Source organism: Pseudomonas cedrina subsp. cedrina, from assembly GCF_001983175.1.
Classification (GTDB): Bacteria; Pseudomonadota; Gammaproteobacteria; order Pseudomonadales; family Pseudomonadaceae; genus Aquipseudomonas; species Aquipseudomonas cedrina.
The window spans coordinates 66,828-88,368 of sequence record NZ_MNPW01000001.1 but is presented as its reverse complement, the minus strand read 5'-3'; the positions used below and the strand labels follow the sequence as shown (position 1 = coordinate 88,368).

Annotated in this window: 17 protein-coding genes; 11 read left to right on the top strand and 6 right to left on the bottom strand. The window is 61.3% G+C overall.

Translation table 11 applies throughout. The annotated features are described in order from the left end of the window. Positions 1-92: 92 nt before the first annotated feature. From prpC to prpD, 4 genes are all read left to right on the top strand, one after another. The gene (gene prpC, locus BLL36_RS00390; protein ID WP_076949517.1) at positions 93-1,220 is read left to right on the top strand and encodes a bifunctional 2-methylcitrate synthase/citrate synthase; all 1,128 of its coding nucleotides are present in this window, start codon (positions 93-95) and stop codon (positions 1,218-1,220) included. A 207-nt stretch (positions 1,221-1,427) separates the two neighbouring features. Further along, on the top strand, positions 1,428-4,022 hold the full coding sequence (acnD, locus tag BLL36_RS00385) for a Fe/S-dependent 2-methylisocitrate dehydratase AcnD (RefSeq protein WP_076949516.1): 2,595 nt from the start codon (positions 1,428-1,430) through the stop codon (positions 4,020-4,022). A 9-nt stretch (positions 4,023-4,031) separates the two neighbouring features. Continuing rightward, on the top strand, positions 4,032-5,222 hold the full coding sequence (prpF, locus tag BLL36_RS00380) for a 2-methylaconitate cis-trans isomerase PrpF (RefSeq protein ID WP_076949515.1): 1,191 nt from the start codon (positions 4,032-4,034) through the stop codon (positions 5,220-5,222). Between the two features lie 204 nt (positions 5,223-5,426). Beyond that, complete coding sequence (gene prpD / locus BLL36_RS00375) at positions 5,427-6,911, top strand: 2-methylcitrate dehydratase (protein WP_076949514.1); 1,485 nt, start codon at positions 5,427-5,429, stop codon at positions 6,909-6,911. 129 nt (positions 6,912-7,040) lie between these two features. On the opposite strand, the gene BLL36_RS00370 is transcribed toward prpD, so the two are convergent. The 5 genes from BLL36_RS00370 to BLL36_RS00350 are packed head-to-tail and all read right to left on the bottom strand — an operon-like array spanning position 7,041 to position 12,524. Then, positions 7,041-7,769: an alanyl-tRNA editing protein gene (locus tag BLL36_RS00370; RefSeq protein WP_076949513.1), complete on the bottom strand. Its 729-nt coding sequence runs from the start codon at positions 7,767-7,769 to the stop codon at positions 7,041-7,043. 2 nt (positions 7,770-7,771) lie between these two features. After that, complete coding sequence (locus BLL36_RS00365; protein ID WP_076949512.1) at positions 7,772-8,764, bottom strand: serine O-acetyltransferase; 993 nt, start codon at positions 8,762-8,764, stop codon at positions 7,772-7,774. A 37-nt stretch (positions 8,765-8,801) separates the two neighbouring features. Beyond that, positions 8,802-9,716: a PLP-dependent cysteine synthase family protein gene (locus tag BLL36_RS00360; RefSeq protein ID WP_076949511.1), complete on the bottom strand. Its 915-nt coding sequence runs from the start codon at positions 9,714-9,716 to the stop codon at positions 8,802-8,804. A gap of 16 nt (positions 9,717-9,732) precedes the next feature. Next, on the bottom strand, positions 9,733-11,595 hold the full coding sequence (moeB, locus tag BLL36_RS00355; RefSeq protein ID WP_076949510.1) for a molybdopterin-synthase adenylyltransferase MoeB: 1,863 nt from the start codon (positions 11,593-11,595) through the stop codon (positions 9,733-9,735). Positions 11,596-11,630: 35 nt separating this feature from the next. Continuing rightward, positions 11,631-12,524 carry a DMT family transporter gene (locus tag BLL36_RS00350; protein ID WP_162279255.1) on the bottom strand — a complete coding sequence of 298 codons (894 nt, stop codon included), beginning with the start codon at positions 12,522-12,524 and terminating at the stop codon, positions 11,631-11,633. A gap of 160 nt (positions 12,525-12,684) precedes the next feature. Between BLL36_RS00350 and BLL36_RS00345 the strand changes: the two genes are divergently transcribed. Further along, positions 12,685-14,109 carry an aminotransferase-like domain-containing protein gene (locus BLL36_RS00345; RefSeq protein ID WP_076949508.1) on the top strand — a complete coding sequence of 475 codons (1,425 nt, stop codon included), beginning with the start codon at positions 12,685-12,687 and terminating at the stop codon, positions 14,107-14,109. A 109-nt stretch (positions 14,110-14,218) separates the two neighbouring features. On the opposite strand, the gene ppsR is transcribed toward BLL36_RS00345, so the two are convergent. Further along, positions 14,219-15,037, bottom strand: coding sequence for a posphoenolpyruvate synthetase regulatory kinase/phosphorylase PpsR (gene ppsR, locus BLL36_RS00340; RefSeq protein ID WP_076949507.1), 819 nt, complete (start codon positions 15,035-15,037; stop codon positions 14,219-14,221). A gap of 178 nt (positions 15,038-15,215) precedes the next feature. Between ppsR and ppsA the strand changes: the two genes are divergently transcribed. The 6 genes from ppsA to BLL36_RS00310 all read left to right on the top strand — a co-directional run bounded on the left by ppsA (position 15,216) and on the right by BLL36_RS00310 (position 21,535). Beyond that, positions 15,216-17,591 (top strand): phosphoenolpyruvate synthase, encoded by a 2,376-nt coding sequence (ppsA, locus tag BLL36_RS00335; RefSeq protein ID WP_076949506.1) that lies wholly within the window; start codon positions 15,216-15,218, stop codon positions 17,589-17,591. 106 nt (positions 17,592-17,697) lie between these two features. Beyond that, positions 17,698-18,687 (top strand): alpha/beta fold hydrolase, encoded by a 990-nt coding sequence (locus BLL36_RS00330; protein WP_076949505.1) that lies wholly within the window; start codon positions 17,698-17,700, stop codon positions 18,685-18,687. Positions 18,688-18,875: 188 nt separating this feature from the next. Continuing rightward, positions 18,876-19,367 carry a ribonuclease E activity regulator RraA gene (gene rraA / locus BLL36_RS00325; protein ID WP_010208490.1) on the top strand — a complete coding sequence of 164 codons (492 nt, stop codon included), beginning with the start codon at positions 18,876-18,878 and terminating at the stop codon, positions 19,365-19,367. Between the two features lie 13 nt (positions 19,368-19,380). After that, a complete protein-coding gene (locus tag BLL36_RS00320; protein WP_076949504.1) occupies positions 19,381-20,376 on the top strand; it encodes a zinc transporter ZntB in 996 nt (331 codons plus the stop codon). 86 nt (positions 20,377-20,462) lie between these two features. Further along, on the top strand, positions 20,463-20,708 hold the full coding sequence (locus BLL36_RS00315; RefSeq protein ID WP_025854229.1) for a hypothetical protein: 246 nt from the start codon (positions 20,463-20,465) through the stop codon (positions 20,706-20,708). 2 nt (positions 20,709-20,710) lie between these two features. Beyond that, the gene (locus BLL36_RS00310) at positions 20,711-21,535 is read left to right on the top strand and encodes a mechanosensitive ion channel family protein (protein WP_076949503.1); all 825 of its coding nucleotides are present in this window, start codon (positions 20,711-20,713) and stop codon (positions 21,533-21,535) included. Positions 21,536-21,541: the final 6 nt, after the last annotated feature.

Sequence of the window (21,541 nt, the reverse complement as noted above, 5' to 3'; positions counted from 1 at the left end):
GTCGATAGCAATGTTGGCTGGCAGTCAGTCATCGCGGGCAAGCCCGCTCCCACAGGTGGCTCCCTGAACAACTACAAAATTGGAGAAAAACCATGGCTGAAGCAAAAGTATTGAGTGGCGCCGGCCTGCGTGGCCAGGTCGCCGGGCAGACTGCGCTGTCCACCGTGGGCCAGGCCGGTGCCGGCCTGACCTATCGCGGCTACGACGTACGCGAACTGGCCGCCGATGCGCAGTTCGAAGAAGTTGCCTACCTGCTGCTGTACGGCGAACTGCCGACCCAGGCCGAGCTTGCGGACTACAGCAAGAAGCTGGGCAAGCTGCGCGACCTGCCACAGGCGCTGAAAGAAGTGCTGGAACGCATCCCCGCCGACGCCCACCCGATGGACGTGATGCGCACCGGTTGCTCGTTCCTGGGCAATATCGAACCCGAGAAAGACTTCAGCGTGCAGCGCGATGTCACCGACCGCCTGCTTGCCGCGTTCCCGGCGATCATGTGCTACTGGTACCGCTTCAGCCACGACGGCCAGCGTATCGATTGCGTGACCGACGAACCGTCCATCGGCGCTCACTTCCTGCACCTGCTGCACGGCAAAAAGCCGAGCGAGCTGCATGAGAAGGTCATGAACGTGTCGCTGATCCTCTACGCCGAGCACGAATTCAACGCCTCCACCTTCACCGCGCGGGTGTGTGCGTCGACCCTGTCCGACCTGTATTCCTGCGTAACCGCCGCCATCGGCTCCCTGCGCGGCCCGCTGCACGGCGGCGCCAACGAAGCGGCGATGGAAATGATCGAGCGTTTCGGTTCGGCTGAAGAAGCCGTCGAAGGCACCCTCGGCATGCTCGCGCGCAAGGACAAGATCATGGGCTTCGGCCACGCGATCTACAAAGACAGCGACCCGCGCAATGAGGTGATCAAGGGCTGGTCGAAAAAACTCGCCGATGAAGTGGGCGATAAGGTGTTGTTCGCGGTTTCCGAAGCCATCGACAAGACCATGTGGGAGCAGAAGAAGCTGTTCCCCAACGCTGATTTCTACCATGCCTCGGCGTACCACTTCATGGGCATCCCGACCAAGCTGTTCACCCCGATCTTCGTGTGCTCGCGGCTTACTGGCTGGGCCGCGCACGTGTTCGAACAGCGCGCCAACAACCGCATCATCCGCCCAAGCGCCGAGTACACCGGCGTCGAACAGCGCAAGTTCGTGCCAATCGAACGTCGCTGAATGGGATGAACCTGAGGCACCGGATTTCATGGTTGGAACCGGATCTCTGTTGGAGCCGGGCTTGCCCGCGATGACTGACTGACATTCAACACATCTGTCGGCAGTTACATCGCTATCGCGGGCAAGCCCGGCTCCCACAGGGACTGCGTTCATCCAGCCGAGTGCCACAGGTTCGTGCCGTCTAACCACCGTGACCGAGTCCCGACGATGAACACTGAATTTCGCAAACCGCTCCCCGGCAGCCGCCTGGATTACTTCGATGCCCGCGCGGCGGTCGAAGCCATCACCCCCGGCGCCTACGCCACCTTGCCATACACCTCCCGCGTACTCGCCGAAAACCTGGTGCGGCGCTGCGACCCGGCCACCCTCAACGCATCCTTGAGCCAACTGATCGAACGCAAGCGCGACCTCGATTTCCCCTGGTTCCCGGCGCGCGTGGTTTGCCACGACATCCTCGGCCAGACCGCCCTGGTCGACCTCGCCGGCCTGCGCGATGCCATCGCCTTGCAAGGCGGCGACCCGGCGCAGGTCAACCCGGTGGTGCCGACCCAATTGATCGTCGATCATTCCCTGGCCGTCGAAGCCGGTGGTTTCGACCCGGACGCGTTCGAAAAGAACCGCGTCATCGAAGACCGTCGCAACGAAGACCGCTTTCACTTTATCGAGTGGACCAAAAAGGCATTCAAGAACGTCGATGTGATCCCGCCAGGCAACGGCATCATGCACCAGATCAACCTGGAGAAAATGTCCCCGGTGATTCAGGTGCGCGACGGCGTGGCCTTCCCGGATACCTGCGTCGGCACCGACAGCCATACCCCGCACGTGGATGCCCTGGGCGTGATCGCCATCGGTGTCGGCGGCCTGGAAGCCGAGAGCGTCATGCTCGGCCGCGCCTCGTGGATGCGCCTGCCGGAAAGCGTCGGCGTGGAGCTTACCGGCAAGCTGCAACCGGGCATCACGGCCACGGATATGGTGCTGGCGCTGACCGAGTTCTTGCGCCAGCAGAAAGTCGTCGGCGCGTGGCTGGAGTTCTTTGGCGAAGGCGCCTCGAACCTGACCCTCGGCGACCGCGCGACCATCTCCAACATGGCCCCGGAATACGGCGCCACGGCGGCAATGTTCTACATTGATCAGCAAACCATCGCCTACCTCAAGCTCACCGGCCGCGAAGACGAACAAGTCGCCCTGGTCGAACAATACGCACGCCACACCGGGCTGTGGGCCGATGACCTCAAGGGCGCGCAATACGAGCGCGGCCTCACCTTCGACTTGTCGAGCGTCGTGCGCAACATGGCAGGCCCGAGCAACCCGCACGCCCGCGTCGCCACCCGCGACCTGGCGTCCAAAGGCATCAGCGGCCAGTGGGATGACGTGCCGGGGCAAATGCCCGACGGCGCGGTGATCATCGCCGCCATCACCAGTTGCACCAACACCAGCAACCCGCGCAATGTGATTGCCGCAGGGCTGCTGGCGCGCAACGCGAACAAACTGGGGCTGACGCGCAAGCCGTGGGTCAAATCGTCCCTGGCGCCGGGCTCGAAAACCGTGGCGATGTACCTGGAAGAAGCCGGCCTGGGCCATGAGCTGGAAAAACTCGGCTTTGGCGTGGTCGCGTTTGCCTGCACCACCTGCAACGGCATGTCCGGCGCGCTGGACCCGGTGATCCAGCAGGAAATCATCGACCGCGACCTGTACGCCACTGCCGTGCTCTCGGGCAACCGCAACTTCGACGGGCGGATTCACCCGTACGCCAAGCAAGCCTTCCTCGCGTCGCCGCCGTTGGTCGTGGCCTATGCGATTGCCGGCACCATCCGTTTCGACATCGAAAAGGACGTGCTTGGCCTCGACGCCGACGGCAAGGAGATCCGCCTGCAGGACATCTGGCCCAGCGACGAAGAGATCGACGCCGTGGTCAAGGCCTCGGTCAAGCCGGAGCAGTTTCGCGCGGTGTATATCCCGATGTTCGCGATCCACGAAGACACCGGCCCCAAAGTCGCGCCGCTGTACGACTGGCGCCCGCAGAGCACCTACATCCGCCGCCCGCCGTACTGGGAAGGCGCACTGGCCGGTGCGCGCCCGCTCAAGGGCATGCGCCCGCTGGCGGTGCTGCCGGACAACATCACCACTGATCACCTGTCGCCGTCCAACGCGATCATGCTCGACAGCGCCGCTGGCGAATACCTGGCGAAAATGGGCTTGCCGGAAGTCGATTTCAATTCCTATGCGACCCACCGTGGCGACCATCTGACCGCGCAGCGCGCGACCTTTGCCAACCCGAAACTGTTCAACGAAATGGTGGTGGAAAACGGCAAGGTCAAGCAGGGCTCCCTGGCGCGCATCGAGCCGGAAGGCCAGGTCACGCGCATGTGGGAGGCCATCGAAACCTACATGGAGCGCAAGCAGCCGCTGATCATCATCGCCGGCGCCGACTACGGCCAGGGTTCGTCACGCGACTGGGCGGCCAAGGGCGTGCGCCTGGCCGGTGTCGAAGCGATTGCCGCCGAAGGCTTCGAGCGTATCCATCGCACCAACCTGGTGGGCATGGGCGTGTTGCCGCTGGAGTTTCTGCCGGGCACCGATCGCAAGACCTTGCAGATCGACGGCAGCGAGACCTATGACGTGATCGGCGAGCGCACCCCGCGTGCCACCCTGACATTGGTGATCAACCGCAAGAATGGCGAACGTGTCGAAGTGCCGGTGACCTGCCGCCTGGACACCGCCGAAGAAGTGTCGATCTACGAGGCGGGCGGCGTATTGCAGCGTTTTGCCCAGGACTTCCTGGAATCGGCGGCGACCGCCTGAGAGGTAACCATGGCACATGTAGCGCAAATCAAGATCCCCGCCACCTATATGCGTGGCGGCACCAGCAAAGGCGTATTTTTCAGCCTCACGGACCTGCCCGAAGCGGCGCAGGTACCGGGCACCGCGCGCGACGCCCTGCTGCTGCGGGTAATCGGTAGCCCCGATCCCTACGACAAGCAGATCGACGGCATGGGCGGCGCCACGTCGAGCACCAGCAAAACCGTGATCCTCGCCAAGAGCACCCGCGCTGGCCACGACGTAGATTACCTGTTTGGCCAGGTCTCCATCGACAAGCCCTTCGTCGACTGGAGCGGCAACTGCGGCAACCTGTCGGCGGCGGTCGGCGCGTTCGCGATCAGCGCGGGGCTGGTCGACGCCGCGCGCGTGCCGCGTGACGGCGTGGCCGTGGTGCGGGTATGGCAGGCGAACATCGGCAAGACCATCATCGCCCACGTGCCGATCACCGACGGCGCGGTGCAGGAAACCGGCGATTTCGAGCTGGACGGCGTGACCTTCCCGGCCGCCGAAGTGCAGCTTGAATTCATGGACCCGGCGGCGGAAGAAGAGGGCGGCGGTGGCTCGATGTTTCCCACCGGCAACCTGATCGATGAGCTGGAAGTGCCGGGTGTCGGCACCTTCAAGGCTACGCTGATCAATGCCGGCATTCCGACGATTTTCATCAATGCCCAGGACCTCGGCTACACCGGCACCGAGCTGCAAGGCGCGATCAACAGCGACCCCAAGGCCCTGGCGATGTTCGAAACCGTGCGGGCCCATGGCGCTTTACGCATGGGCCTGATCAAGCACCTCGACGAAGCCGCCCAGCGCCAGCACACGCCGAAAGTGGCGTTTGTGGCCAAGCCTGCCGATTACGTGGCGTCCAGCGGCAAGCCGATCAAGGCTGCCGATGTGGACCTGTTGGTGCGCGCGCTGTCCATGGGCAAGCTGCACCACGCGATGATGGGCACGGCGGCGGTAGCGATCGGCACGGCGGCGGCGATTTCCGGGACCTTGGTCAACCTGGCGGCCGGTGGTGTGGAGCGTAACGCCGTACGTTTCGGACATCCCTCCGGCACCTTGCGCGTCGGCGCCGAGGCTACCCAGGTGAACGGCGAGTGGGTGGTGAAAAAAGCCATCATGAGCCGCAGCGCACGAGTGTTGATGGAAGGCTTCGTACGCATCCCCGGCGACTCTTTCTAGCGACCTGCCCTGAACCCCTGTGGGAGCGGGCTTGCCCGCGATGACGGCGTGTCAGTCGACATCTTTATCAACTGACAAATTGCTATCGCGGGCAAGCCCGCTCCCACAGGGGGATCTCATTCCAAGGCCGGCAAACAGACCGGCCATAACTTGATCAACCGTGAGCCCGAGGACTGACCCCAACCCATTTTTTGGAGTACCGCCATGAGCGCCAACGTCGACCTCAACAACCGCCCCGACTACGACCAGGTCCTGCAAGACATTGCCGACTACGTCCTCACTTACCGCATCGATTCCCAGGCCGCACTCGACACCGCCCGCAACTGCCTGATGGATACCCTGGGCTGCGGCCTGCTTGCCCTGCGCTTTCCCGAGTGCACCAAGCACCTGGGGCCGATCGTCGAGGGCACGGTGGTGCCGTTCGGCGCGCGGGTGCCGGGTACCTCCTTTCGGTTGGACCCGGTCAAGGCGGCGTGGGACATCGGCTGCATCGTGCGTTGGCTCGACTACAACGACACCTGGCTCGCCGCCGAATGGGGTCATCCCTCGGATAACCTCGGTGGCATCCTCGCGGTGGCCGATCACCTGTCGCAAAAGCGCGTCGCCCATGGCGAAGCGCCGCTGACGGTACGCGCGGTGCTGGACGCGATGATCATGGCCCACGAAATCCAGGGTGTGCTTGCCCTGGAAAATTCGTTCAACCGCGTCGGCCTCGACCATGTGCTGCTGGTCAAGGTTGCCTCCACCGCCGTTACCGCCAAGCTGATGGGCGCCAACCGTGAACAGTTGCTCGCGGCCTTGTCCCATGCGTTTGTCGATGGCCAGGCATTACGCACCTATCGGCATGCGCCGAATGCCGGTTCGCGCAAATCCTGGGCGGCGGGGGATGCGTCGAGCCGGGGCGTGCGCCTGGCGGATATCGCGTTGCGTGGTGAGATGGGCATTCCGGGTGTGCTGAGTGCGCCGCAGTGGGGCTTTTACGATGTGCTGTTCAGCCACACCAACAACGATCTGGCGCTCAAGCCGCAGGACCAGCGCGCGTTCAGCCTGTCCCAGCCCTACGGCACTTATGTGATGGAAAACGTGCTGTTCAAGATCAGCTTCCCTGCCGAGTTCCACGCACAAACCGCCTGCGAAGCGGCGGTGACCTTGCACCCCCTGGTGAAGGATCGCCTGCATGAAATCGAGCGCATCGTCATCACCACCCATGAATCGGCGATTCGCATCATTTCCAAGGTCGGCCCATTGGCCAATGCCGCGGACCGCGACCACTGCCTGCAATACATGACTGCAGTGCCGCTGGCATTCGGCAACCTGGTTGCCGAGCAGTACGAAGATGAATTCCACGCCGCGCACCCGATCATCGATCAATTGCGCGACAAAATGGTCATCGTCGAAGACCCGCGCTACAGCCGCGAATACCTGGAGGCCGACAAGCGTTCCATCGCCAACGCAGTGCAGGTGTTCTTCGCGGACGGCAGCTGTACCGAGCAGGTGGCGGTGGAATACCCGATTGGTCATCGCCGCCGCCGAGTGGAAGGCATTCCCTTGCTCGAAGACAAGTTCAAGGCCAACCTGGCGACGCGGTTTACCGCGCAGCGCAGTGAGCAGATTTTCGCCTTGTGCAAAGATCAGGCACGGCTCGAGGCCACCCCCGTGAACCGGTTCATGGACCTGTTCACAATGTGAAAACAATGAGGGCAATGTGGGAGCTGGCTTGCCTGCGATAGCGGTGGGTCAGTTGGCAGTGATGTGACTGACAGACCGCCATCGCAGGCAAGCCAGCTCCCACAGTTAACTCTGCTCAACCTTGAGGCTTTACCCAAACCGCAAAATCACCCGGCGGTTATGCTTGCTCTTCTTCTCGATCTTCTCGCAGAACACCCGGCCGATTTCCTCGGTATTGATCACATGGGTACCCCCACACGGCTGGATATCAATACCGGCGATTTCAATCACCCGCACCGAGCCTTGAACCACCGGCGGGGCCACCGCTTGGGTACGGGTGATCTGCAGCAAGGTGGCGTACTCCGAGGCCGGCATCGACAAGGTTTTCACCGCGTGCGCCTGTTCGATCAGCGCGTTGAGATCGCGAGTGATGCTGTCTTTATCCAGGGTCATTTCCGGCAGGTCGAAATCCAGGCGGCCTTTGTCTGCGCTGATGCTGCATCCCGTGACCGGTGCATCGATGATCGAACACAGCAGGTGCAGGCAGGTGTGCATTTTCATGTGTTGGTAGCGCCGGTCCCAGTCGAGGCCGGCGTCCACTTGCACCCCAGCCTTCAACTGCTCGGGACAGTGTTCCACCTGGTGCCAGATGATCGAGCGCAGCACCGGGTCGCGCACCGTGCCGGTCACTTCGACCCGCGTACCGTCGGCCAATGTGAGGTGCCCGGTATCGCCCGGTTGCCCGCCGCCGGTGGGATAGAACAGCGTGTGCTCCAGGGCCACGCCGTGTTCGCTGACGGCAATCACCCGGGCGCTGAAGGCATTCTGGTAGGGCGCGCTGTCGAACAGCGCCAGGGTTTCCATGGTATGCACAGACATGTTCAACCTCCGACGATCAGTGGGCTGGCTTGCAGCAGGGAGCGCACCATTGCGCTCAAGCCAGGGGGAGAGAGCAGGGTGATTTCAAATTCCGGGCCGCAGACTTTCAGGTTCAGCGGCAGGCGCGGCAAGTGGTGACCCGACTCGACACGGTGCAGGCGAAATTGCAGGTGATGACGCTCTTTCGCCGTCGGTTCCAGCATCAGCCCTTGCAGAGGGTGGAAGTCGGCGTCCAGCACCGTGACCTTGTGGCTGGCATTGATCTCGCCAACCACGTGCAGCCGCTCGTCCAGGGCGAAGGCACCGAGGTAATTGCTGCTGTCCGACTCATCATTTTTTTGCAGCTGGATCTGGTTCACCACCTTCACTTTGGTGCCGGCGGGCACGTCCTGGGTAATCACGCACGAGGGGCTGATAAACACGTTGTCGCCAATCAGCACATAGCCCAGCACGCGAGCCCCGGAGCCGACCTCGACGTTGTTGCCCAGGCGCGGGTGGCGCTTGCCATCGGGGTTGTTGGCGATGCCGCGGGCGCCCAGGGTGACGCCGCAAAGGATGTAACAGTCGTTGCCGATCTCGCAGGTTTCGCCGATCACCGTGCCGTAGCCGTGGTCGAGGACGAAGCGCCGACCGATACGCGCCGCCGGATGGATCTCGGCGCCGGACAGCACCTTGCCCTGGTTGCTGAGCTTGAGGGCGATGCGGGAAAACACGCCGTTGGTCTGGTCCGGAAAATGCCATACCTGATGCGCCAGGCGGTAATACAGCACCGCCTTGAACGAGGCGTAGGACTCCAGGATCAGCTCGCCGCGCCCGCGGGAGGCCGGATCGCGGTAGGCATAGGCGATCAGGTCCTCGGCCACCGCCTGGGCGGCATTCTGGATCAGCGATGCCAGGTGCGGTTCCAACTGTTTCATTTGTTCAGGCGTGAGGGTCTTGATGAGGTGGGTAAGCAACTCATCGTGCAGCTGTTGCATGTCGATAAAGCCGCCCATGGAGGCACCCCCGCGTTCTGGATGGTTGGAAAACCGGTTATTCGAAACTGGGCAGGTAGCTGTCGGCATTGTCGTAAACCATGGTCAGCACCACCGTTTCGGGCGGCAGTTCGGGGGCGAGCTGGGCGATGGCTGCCATGTTGGCGGCGGAAGACAGTCCCAGGCTGATGGCGTCGGTACGCATGATGCGTTTCATCATGTCGATGCAGTCCTGGCGTGAAACCTTGAGCATGCCGTCGATCACCGCCAGGTTCAGGATGCTCGGGATCAGGCCGATCGACAGGCCCTGGATATGATGCGGCGCGTGCTGGTCCTTGAGCAGGTCGCATTCTTCCGGCTCCACGCCCATCACGCGCAGTTGCGGCCAGGCGGCCTTGAGGGTTTCGCCGATGCCGGTGATGTGCCCGCCGGTGCCGATGCCGCTGACGAAGTAGTCAGCGCGCAAATCACCGAAATCCCGCAGGATTTCCGGCGCGGTGGTGTCGCGATGGGTCTGTGGGTTGGCGCCGTTGCGCTGTTGGTTGAGCATCACGTAGCTGGGGTTTTCCAGCTGCAGTTCCATGCACTTTTCGCCGTGGGAATTATTGCCCAGGCGGCTGTCCGACAGCACCACCTTGGCGCCGTACAGGCGCAGCAGCTTCTGTTTTTCCGGGCTGTAGTTGTCGGGAATCACCAGCACGACCTTGTAGCCCAGCACATTGCCGGCCATCACCAGGCCGATGCCGGTGTTGCCGCCGCTGGGCTCAATGATGGTCTGCCCGGAATCACGGATGAGCACGCCACGGCGCTCGGCATCGAGGATCATGCCCAAGGCGATGCGCGCCTTGTGGCTGCCGCCGGGGTTGAGCGATTCCAGCTTGGCGTAGACCTCGATGCCAAGGTCTTCGGAAAACTGTGCCAGGCGCACGATGGGCGTGTGGCCTATTACGTCGAGAATGGAGTTATGCAACATCACTTGAATCCTCGGCTCAATACAACGGCATGTCGGGTTCGACGTCGCGAACCCAATGTTTCATGCCGCCCTGCAGGACTTTGGTGTTGGCGAAACCGGCCGCCAGCAGGGTGCTGGCGGCCTGCTCGGCGCGGGTCCCGGCGTAGCAGATCAGGTAGTGGGTATTGTCCCGGCTGAGGCGGTCGAGTTGCCCGTCCAGATCGGCCAGGGGGATATGCACCACGCCCGGCAACTTGCACACCTCCAGTTCGCTGGCGTCGCGCACGTCCAGCAGCACGTCGGCGCTGCTTGGGTGTTCAAGTACCTGCTTGAGCACGCGGGGCTTGATGTAGCGTTCTTCGGCCAAGGCGGGCTGGCTGGGGACTGCATCGGCGCAGACGGTCGGGGCCTGGGTTTCGCTGTGGCGCAACTCGGAACAGCACGGGCAATCGGTGCGACGCTTGAAGCGGATCTCGCTGAACTTCATGGCCAGCGCATCGAAGCGCATCAGGCGGCCGGACAACGGTTCGCCAATGCCAATCAACAGCTTGATGGCCTCGGTCGCCTGGATCATCCCGACCACACCGGGCAACACGCCGATCACGCCACCGGCGCTGCAGTTGGGTGCCAGTTCGGCGGGCGGCGCGCTGGGGAACAGGCAGCGGTAGCACGGGCCACCTTTATAGTTGAGCACGCTGATCTGCCCATCGAAGCGGTAGATGGCGCCGTACACCAAAGGCTTGCCCAGTTGCACGCAGGCATCGTTGACGAGGTAGCGGGTGTCGAAATTGTCGGTGCCATCGATCACCAGGTCGTAGGCGCCCACCAATTCCAGGGCGTTGTCGGCCGTCAGGGCGGTGTCGTGGGCGTTGATCTGGATATGGCGGTTGAGGTCCTGCAGTCGCCGCTTGGCGGATTCGACTTTCGGCATGCCCAACGTACTGTTGCCATGCACGATCTGGCGTTGCAGGTTGCTGCTTTCCACCACATCGAAGTCCACCAGCCCCAGGGTGCCGATGCCGGCTGCCGCCAGGTAGAGGCTGATCGGCGAACCCAGGCCGCCGGTGCCGATGATCAGCACCTTGGCTTTCTTCAGGTTCAACTGGCCTTCGCGACCGACGCCCGGCAGGGTGATGTGGCGCACGTAGCGCTGTACTTCTTCATTGCTCAGGCTGTCGACATCCATGCCGCCGGACGTGGCCAGCAGCACTTCGATCCGGGCGTTTTCCGGCAGTGGTTCATCGGCATCAACCAGCTCTTCCCCGGCGGTAAACAGGAAGTGTTCCTTGAGCTGGTTGTTGTTTTCGTGGAACAGATGCGGGCGCAGTTGCGGGTGGCCAGTGCAGAGGTTTTCAATGACTTCGCGCAATGTCGATCCGGCGCCCTCTAGGGTCGATCCCGGCAGCTTGGCCACACGAACCAGAATGTCGGGGAAAGAAACAGCGTTCATGGACAACTCCGTGTGCAGGTCGTTGAAAGGTTTAAGGGCGAAATGCTTGCCATCCCAGGCAAACAGCTTGGCGCCGAGGGCCTGGCCCTGGCGGACGTCGACGACCAGGTAGCTGACGGGGTAGATCGGTTCGCCCATGAACAGCGCCTTGTCCTGGTCTTCGTCGCTGAAGTAGGCACCGACATCCGGATGGGAGTGGTAGATCACCACCACCGGGTTGTCGCTGCGAAACGCCTTGTTCAGCAGCAGGGTGTCGGCCACCGAGAAGGTGTAGCCGTTGGCCGCGCTGCGCGGATACATCTGCGGGTTCTTGCGGTGCAGCTCATTCTGGATATTGCTGCCCAAGTACACACTGCCGTCGGCGAAGACGAAACCACAGCATTCCTCGGGGTAACTGCGGCTGGCGTGGGCGTAGATCTGTTCCAGGGCGGTAGGGCGGAGCACGTCCATGTTTCTCTCGCGTTGCTGTTGGATAGTCGGAAGGGTCAATTTTTCTTGGCCAGGAGTTTTTCAACCGGCAACTTGGTGATCGCAAAACCGGCCAGCAGGATGGCCGAGTACAGCATCAGGTCGCGGGAAATCGATAGGCCTTCGTACCAGGCGCCGATGATCACCGCGAACACCGGAAAGATGATGAATACGAACGACAGGATGATCAGGCTCAAACGCTTGAGCAGCATGAAATACACGATGAACCCGCCCACCGAGGCCACCAGCCCCAGATACACCAGCGCGCTCCAGGAGCGCAGGGTGATGTCTGCGAAGGTGGGGGCTTCGAACCACAGCCCGGCGACGAACAGCATCAGCCCGGCGATGCCGATGGGCAGGGTGTTGTAGGTGATCACGCTGATGGCGCTGCCTTTCTGCTTGGTGATCACGTAGCACAGGGCATGCATGATCGCGGCCGTCAGGATCGCCAGTACCCCGAAGAACTCGGCATGGTCCAGGTGCAGGCCCTGGCTCTTGATGATCATGTAGAGGCTGCCGAAACCGATACCGATACCGACCACCTGGGAAAAGTAGATGCGTTCGCGCAGGAACAGCGCGGAAAAGATCAGGATGAATACCGGCATGCAGCTGAACAGCAGGGCGGTGAGGCCGGACGAGACATGCATCTCGCCGTAGTTGAGCAGGTAATAGGGAACGCTGAAGTAGGACAGGGTCACGAACACGAAGAACCAGCGACTCTCGCGCGGAAACAGGATCGGCTCGCGACGCACCATCGCAAAACACAGGAACAGCGGAAAGGCGATCAGGAAGCGCAGGCCGGCGGACGTCAGCGGCGGCACGCTCTCCACGGCAATCTTGATCCCCAGCCAGGTGGTGCCCCAGCTCAGGCACACAATCAGGAACATCACGCTGGTAACCAGGCCGGCCAGCCACTGTTTTTGAGTTTTTGTCTTGGCTGAATTTTCGAGAACGGCGGACATTGGCATCGTTTATTGCTTCCCTGGGCCTGAATTGAACTCTATATTGAGCTTGTAATGAGTTGTAAAATCCGGCGATTGAACCCGTAAAAGCACACTATTAGGGCCAAAGATGACTGTCAAAACAAATATTGACATGGTGTCAATTATGCGTGAGGGGTTGTCCAGCGGGCAGGGCGTGAAGTACAAGCGCCTGTCCGATGTCATGGAACGGGGCATCCTTGAAGGCTTGATTGAACCGGGACGAAAACTGCCACCCCATCGGGTGCTTTCCGACAATCTTGGCGTCACCATCGGCACTATCAGTCGGGCCTACGGAGAGCTGGAACGCTTGGGGCTGGTTGTGGCTCGGGTAGGTGACGGCACATTCGTGCGCAAGCGTGGGATGGAGCGCCAGCGCGATGAAGGTTTCCGCAACTTCAGCGAAGAACCGCGCCAGTACTTCGACATGAGCCGCAACATGCATATTCCGGGGCAGGAGACGGTGTTTCTGGCCCAGAGCTTCCAAACCTTGTCGACCAACGCCAAGTTCCTTCAGGACATCAGCGCCTACACCCCGGACGCCGGCCTGCCGCGCTACCGTGAAGCCGGCGCGCAATGGCTGGTGCAGCGTGATTTTCATCCGATCCCCGAGCAAGTCATCTGCGTCAATGGCGGACAGCATGGTTTGCTGTGCTCGATGATGGCGCTGTTAAGGGCGGGCGATACGGTGGTCACCGAACAGCTGACGTATCCGGGTTTGATTACCGCCGCGCGTATGTTGGGTATCCGGCTGATCGGCCTGGAAATGGACGAGGAAGGTGTGCTGCCGGGTGCGTTGGATGAAGTCTGTCGTAATCACCGTATTTCAGCGCTGTATTGCACGCCGACCATCCAGAACCCGACGACGGCGGTGCTCTCGGTGGCACGGCGCGAAGCGTTGGCCAAAGTGTGCCGCGAACACAACCTGCTGATTCTTGAAGACGAGGCTCACGGTGTGCTGGTCGAAGACCGGCCGCCGCCCCTCAGCCATTTCGCCCCCGAGCGTACGATTTTGATCAGCAGCCTGAGCAAAGCGGTGTCCGCCGGGCTGCGTGTGGGCTATGTTCACGCGCCGCCGGCGCTGGTCAGCCGTATATCGGCGGCCTTGCGTTCGACCTGCTGGATGGCCACGCCGGTCACCCTTGAACTGGCCACCCAATGGATCGAAAACGGCACGGCGCAATACCTGCTGCGCCAGCAGATCAACGAGATCAGCCGCCGCAAAGACTTGGTGCGCGACCTGTTGGCCGGCCTGGCATACCGCACCCATCCCAACAGCCCGCATTTCTGGATCGAAGTGCCGGAGCCGTGGCGTGCATCGGAAATCGAGGCGGAGCTCAAGCAGAACAACTACCTGATCGCCACCGCCGAGGCATTCGCCGTAGGGCAGACGGCCGTGCCGCAGTTTATTCGGGCGAGTATCTGCAACACCTCGGGGGACGATCAGCTATTGCGGGCGGGGTTTGATGCGCTGGCGACGGCGCTGGGGCAGGGCGGGGGGCGGTTTCACTTGTGAGACCGCGTTATCGTTCATCGCAGGCAAGCCAGCTCCCACATTTGATTTGTGAACACCCTCAAGTGTGGGAGCTGGCTTGCCTGCGATGGGGCCAGTTCTAACAACACAACTACTTGAACCTGCGCTCCACGCCTTTCTCCACCAAAATCTTCGCCGAAATCTCTTCCACCGAAAAATGCGTGGAATTAATGTGCGCAATATTCTCGCGACGGAATAGATTTTCTACTTCCCGTACTTCGAACTCACACTGTGCATAGCTGGAATAGCGGCTGTTGGGCTTGCGTTCGTTGCGGATCGCGGTCAGCCGGTCGGGGTCGATGGTCAGGCCGAACAGCTTGTTGGAGTGCGCGCGCAGGGCGGCTGGCAGCGTCAGGTGCTCCATGTCGTCTTCGGTCAGCGGGTAGTTGGCCGCGCGGATGCCGAACTGCATGGCCATGTACAGGCACGTCGGGGTCTTGCCGCAGCGGGACACGCCCACCAATATCAGATCGGCCTTGTCGTAGTAGTGGGTGCGGGCGCCGTCGTCGTTGTCGAGGGCGAAGTTCACCGCCTCGATACGCTCCATATAGTTGGAGTTGTGGCCGATGGAATGGGACTTCCCGACCGAATACGAGGAGTGCTCGCTCAACTCTTGCTCCAGCGGAGCCAGGAAGGTCGAGAAGATATCAATCATGAAACCATTCGAGGTTGCGAGAATCTCACGAATGTCCTGGTTGACGATGGTGTCGAAAATGATCGGCCGGAAGCCGTCTTTTTCAGCCGCCAGATTGATTTGTTGTACCATGGCCCGCGCTTTATCCACGCTGTCGATATAGGGCCGCGTGAATTTGGCGAAGGTAATGTTTTCGAACTGCGCGAGCAGGCTTTGACCCAGTGTTTCGGCTGTGATGCCGGTGCCGTCGGAGATAAAGAAAGCAGATCGTTTCATTTGAGCCCTGGGCCTTAGCCTGATGGCGAATCTTGGATATGATAGGCGCGATTTTGCCGTCCCGCAGTGGGCCGCATTCTCACTTATTTTCCAGGTCCAGGCCACAAGCGCTGGCGTAAGCTCCTACTGAGCAGCCGGCGTCCTGAGCTTTTCCAACACAGAAAGTGGAGAGATCACCTTGGTAGAGTACGTAGTTTCCCTCGATAAGCTCGGCGTCCATGATGTAGAGCACGTAGGGGGCAAGAACGCATCCCTCGGCGAGATGATCAGTAATCTTGCAGGCGCTGGTGTGTCGGTGCCCGGTGGTTTCGCCACCACGGCCCAGGCTTACCGTGACTTCCTCGAGCTGAGCGGCCTCAACGACCAGATCCACGCTGCGCTGGATGCCCTGGACGTCGATGACGTCAATGCCCTGGCCAAAACCGGCGCCCAGATCCGTCAATGGATCATGGAAGCCGAGTTCCCCGAAAAGCTCAACGAAGAAATCCGTACCGCCTTCGCTACCCTGTCGGCCGGCAACCCGGACATGGCCGTCGCCGTGCGTTCCTCGGCCACCGCCGAAGACCTGCCGGACGCCTCCTTCGCCGGCCAGCAAGAAACCTTCCTGAACATCCGCGGCGTGGAAAACGTGATCCGCGCGGCCAAGGAAGTATTCGCCTCGCTGTTCAACGACCGCGCGATTTCCTACCGCGTACACCAAGGGTTCGACCACAAGCTGGTGGCCCTGTCCGCCGGTGTGCAGCGCATGGTGCGTTCGGAAACCGGCACCGCCGGTGTGATGTTCACCCTCGACACCGAATCGGGCTTCCGTGACGTGGTGTTTATCACCGGTGCCTACGGCCTGGGCGAAACCGTCGTACAAGGCGCGGTCAACCCGGACGAATTCTACGTCCACAAGCACACCCTTGAAGCCGGCCGCCCGGCCATCCTGCGCCGCAACCTGGGCAGCAAGGCGATCAAGATGATCTACGGCGACGAGGCCAAGGCCGGTCGTTCGGTCAAGACCGTCGAGGTCGACAAGGCCGAGCGCGCGCGTTTCTGCCTGAGCGACGCGGAAGTCAGCGAACTGGCCAAGCAAGCGATGATCATCGAAAAGCACTATAAGTGCCCGATGGACATCGAATGGGCCAAGGACGGTGACGACGGCAAGCTGTACATCGTGCAGGCTCGTCCGGAGACGGTTAAGAGCCGCACCTCGGCCAACGTCATGGAACGCTACCTGCTGAAAGAGACCGGTACCGTGCTGGTGGAAGGCCGTGCCATCGGCCAGCGCATCGGCGCGGGCAAGGTGCGGATCATCAAGGACGTGTCGGAAATGGACAAAGTCCAGCCAGGCGACGTACTGGTTTCCGACATGACCGACCCGGACTGGGAGCCGGTGATGAAACGCGCCAGCGCCATCGTCACCAACCGTGGCGGGCGTACCTGCCACGCGGCGATCATCGCCCGTGAACTGGGGATTCCTGCGGTGGTGGGCTGCGGCAATGCCACCCAACTGCTCAAGGACGGCCAGGGCGTGACGGTTTCCTGCGCCGAAGGTGATACCGGTTTCATCTTTGAAGGTGAGCTGGGCTTCGACATCAAGCAAAACTCCATCGACGCGATGCCCGACCTGCCGTTCAAGATCATGATGAACGTCGGCAACCCGGACCGCGCCTTTGACTTCGCACAGTTGCCGAACGCCGGCGTGGGCCTTGCCCGCCTGGAGTTCATCATCAACCGCATGATCGGCGTGCACCCCAAGGCCCTGTTGAACTACGACGGCCTGCCGCTGGACATCAAGGAAAGCGTCGACAAGCGCATCGCCGGCTACAACGACCCGGTGGGCTTCTATGTCGAGAAGCTGGTGGAAGGCATCAGCACCCTGGCGGCGGCGTTCTACCCGAAAAAGGTCATCGTGCGCCTGTCGGACTTCAAGTCCAACGAATACGCCAACCTGATCGGCGGCAAGCTCTACGAACCGGAAGAAGAAAACCCGATGCTGGGCTTCCGTGGCGCCTCGCGCTACATCAGCGAAGCGTTCCGTGACTGCTTCGAGCTCGAGTGCCGCGCCCTCAAGCGCGTGCGCAACGAGATGGGCCTGACCAACGTCGAGATCATGGTGCCGTTCGTGCGCACCCTGGGCGAAGCGAGCCAGGTCGTCGACCTGCTGGCGGAAAACGGCCTGTCCCGTGGCGAAAACGGTCTGCGCGTCATCATGATGTGCGAACTGCCGTCCAACGCGATCCTGGCCGAAGAATTCCTGGAGTTCTTCGACGGTTTCTCCATCGGCTCCAACGACCTGACCCAGCTGACCCTGGGCCTGGACCGCGACTCCGGGATCATCGCGCACCTGTTCGACGAGCGAAATCCGGCGGTCAAGAAGCTGCTGGCCAACGCGATTCAGGCCTGTAACAAGGCTGGCAAGTACATCGGTATCTGTGGCCAAGGCCCTTCCGATCACCCGGACCTGGCCAAATGGCTGATGGAACAGGGCATCGAAAGCGTCTCGCTGAACCCCGATTCCGTGCTGGAAACCTGGTTCTTCCTGGCGGAAGGCCAAGCGTCCGCGTAAAGCCGCTACGTCAAAAGTGCCGGCCACCCATTGAGGGTGGCCGGCATTCTTATCTGTACAGGGCGGGAATCCTCGCGGACGCCGCCCTTTTTTGTGCAAGAGCATTATGCAAAGCAGCAGCAACCTGTTTCCCGTCGCCCTGATCAGCGCTGAACGTCGTGGCGACTTGAGTGAAGATGTGTACCGCCTCAAACCCGGCAACAGCCCCGACGGCACCGTCGAGCTGGCGGTTACCCGTCTGGGCCTGGCCGATGTCCCGGAAAACCGCGGCATCCCGGTTATTCTGTTGCATGGCAGTTTTTCCAATCGGCGCTTCTGGTACTCACCCAAGGGCATCGGCCTGGGGGCTTACCTGGCGCGCCTGGGGTTTGATGTATGGATCCCGGAAATGCGCGGTCATGGCCTGTCCAAGCGCAATCACGACTACGTCCGCAACCGTGTGGCCGATTACGCTCGTTATGATTTACCGGCCATTGGCGCGTTTGTGCGCGAACAAAGTGCGCAAATTCCACACTGGATCGGTCATTCCCTGGGGGGCATAAGCCTGGCCGCAGCCTTGGGTGGGCGCCACCTTGGTGCGCCGGCGGTGGCTTCCGTGGCGCTGTTTGGCTGCCAGGTCAGCCGCACCCATTGGCCGTTGAAACTGCCACCGGTGGAATGGACGGGGCGCTTGCTGTTGAAACGTTTCGGCGAGCTGTCCGGCTCGCGTTTCAAGCGCGGCCCGGAGGACGAACCGGCGGGCGTGTTGATCGAAGCGATGCGCTGGAATGGCCTGTTTGGCCGCTTTGGAGAAGGTAAGCACGATTGGTGGAAGGGCTTGGCCGAGGTCGAGGTGCCGCTGCTGGCCGTCAGTGCCGCCGGCGATCATCAAGACCCCGACTGGGCGTGTCGCAAATTATTCGAACAGGTGGGTTCCGAGCATCGCCAGTACCTGTGCCTGGGCCGCCAACAGGGCTTCACCGGGGATTTCGGGCACGTTGAAATGCTGGTCAGCAAAGCCGCCCAGGCCGAGGTGTGGCCATTGGTGGCGAATTGGCTGAACGATCCGCTCACACCGCTGTTCGCCGCGCCGGCCGAGGTGTTGGCCACGGTTTGAGGCAGCGCTCTACCAGGGGCGTTTCGCTCCTGTGTGGTTGCGGCTAAGCTATGACGCGTTAAACGCTTCTGGTCATATTCAGTCGCTTCGTCGCTCTTGCGTTGCGGCGCAGCGGATGGGATGTTTCGCACCTGCCCTGGCGGGCGCTTCTTTCGAAAGACACCTCTTTGACAGAAAGGAATTTTTCAATGAACCATTACGTGACCCCCGACCTGTGCGACGCCTACCCGGATCTGGTGCAGGTGCTGGAGCCGATGTTCAGCAATTTCGGCGGCCGGGATTCCTTCGGTGGCGAAATCGTCACCATCAAATGCTTCGAAGATAATTCCCTGGTCAAGGAGCAGGCCGACCAGCCTGGCGCCGGCAAAGTGCTGGTGGTCGACGGCGGTGGCTCCCTGCGCCGCGCGCTGCTGGGTGACATGATCGCCGAGAAAGCGGCAAAAAACGGTTGGGAAGGGCTGGTGATCTACGGCTGCATCCGTGACGTCGACGTGATCGCCCAGACCGACCTGGGGGTGCAGGCCTTGGCCAGTCACCCGATGAAGACCGACAAACGGGGTATCGGCGACCTGAACGTAGTGGTCACCTTTGCCGGCGTGACGTTCCGGCCAGGTGAGTACATCTACGCCGACAACAATGGCGTGATCGTCTCGCCAAGCCCGTTGAAAATGCCTGAATAAGACAGGGGTGAGGATGTTCGAGGAAGAAAACGCGCAATGGGGGCTGGTGCATGCCCTGGTGCTGGACGGTAAAGGCGGCGCGCGTTCGATTGCCCGGACTGAACTCGATGAATTGCAGCTGCAACCCCAGGAGAGCCTGTGGCTGCATTGGGATCGCAGCCACCCGCAAACCCAGACCTGGCTGCGCAAATCCAGCGGGTTGAGCGAGTTCGCCTGCGACCTGTTGCTGGAGGAGAACACCCGGCCGCGTCTGTTGCCGTTGCCGGAGTCGCAGTTGCTGCTGTTTCTGCGCGGGGTCAACCTCAACCCGGGAGCAGAACCGGAAGACATGGTTTCCGTGCGCATCTTCGCCGCGGCCAGCCGTGTGATCTCCCTGCGGTTGCGCCCGTTGCGCGCCACCGATGAGTTGCTGGTGCAACTGGCAGACGGCAAGGGGCCCAAAACCGCGTCTGAACTCATCCTTTATATGGCGCAGTACCTGACCAATAAAGTGCAGGATCTGGTCTCCGACCTGTCTGAAATCGTCGATGCCGAAGAAGAAAAACTCGATACCGACGAACGGTACACCCCGGAACACGGCAGCATTCTGCAGATCCGTCGACGAGCGGCCGGGCTGAAGCGATTCCTCGCGCCGCAGCGCGATATTTTTGCCCAACTCACGCGAATCAAGTTGCCGTGGTTCTGTGACGACGCCGCCGATTACTGGAACGAATTGAACAACAGCCTGACCCGCTACCTGGAAGAGCTCGAATTGACCCGAGAGCGCGTAGGGCTTGTGCTTGAGGCCGAAGACCGGCGCTTGAGCGTGCGCATGAACCGCACCATGTACCGCTTCGGGATCATCACCGGCATCTTTCTGCCGATGAGCTTTCTCACCGGCCTGCTGGGTATAAATGTGGGGGGCATTCCGTTCTCCGACAGCCCCTATGGATTCATGATCGCATGCCTGTTGATGGTCTCGGTGGCGCTTGGGCAATGGTGGCTGTTTCGACGCTTGCGCTGGGTTTGAGCTGAATATGAGCTGAACGTAGGAAGGGCACCATGTGACCCGAAGAATTTTACCCTCGTCTTTTAAATCACTTGCGAGAGGTCTTTATGCACGATCCGTTCGAACAGTCTTTGCGTGACATGCTCAATGCTTCGCCGTCCAACCGCGACGACGATGCCTGCCTGGGCCGCGTATTGAAAACCGCCAACCGTCAGGTGGGGGCGGGAGACCTGTTCGGTCTGCTCGGCCGCTGGGTGCCGGCGCTGATGATGGCCCTGAACAACGGTTCAGCCCACGTATCGCCTGTTTCCCGTCGTAAACCTCTTGCTCGCACTGCTGATAAGGCTGATTGAATATGGAACTTGATCTCTGGACCCAGAGCCTGGTCACCGCGATGACCGCATTGTGGACCAAGGTGGCGAATTTCATTCCCAACCTGTTTGGTGCCCTGGTACTGGTGCTGTTGGGCTTTGTCGTGGCCAAGCTGCTCGACACCCTGCTGTCCAAATTGCTGGCCAAGCTGGGCCTTGACCGTTTGATGGCAGGCACCGGCCTGACCAAACTGCTGGGGCGGGTGGGGCTGCAAGTGCCGATCTCGACATTGATCGGCAAGATCGTTTATTGGTTTGTTTTGCTGATTTTTCTGGTTTCGGCGGCTCAATCCCTTGGACTTGAGCGAGTTTCAGCTACGCTCGACATGCTGGCGCTGTATTTGCCGAAGGTTTTCGGCGGCGCGCTGATACTGCTGGTAGGTGTTTTGCTGGCGCAACTGGCCAATGGCCTGGTGCGTGGCGCCGCCGAAGGTGTGGGGCTGGACTATGCCGCCGGCCTGGGACGTATTGCCCAGGGGCTGGTCATTATCATCAGTATTTCGGTCGCGATCAGCCAGTTGGAGGTCAAGACTGACCTGCTCAACCATGTGATTGTCATCGTTTTGATTACCGTTGGTCTGGCAGTTGCGCTGGCCATGGGCTTGGGAAGCCGGGAAATTGCCGGTCAGATTCTTGCGGGAATCTATGTGCGTGAGCTGTACCAGGTGGGGCAGCAGGTGCGTGTGGGCGAGGTCGAAGGGCAAATCGAGGAGATCGGCACGGTCAAGACGACGGTGCTGACCGATGACGGCGACCTGGTGTCGCTGTCCAATCGGATTCTCCTCGAGCAGCAGGTCAGTAGCCGCTAACCCGGC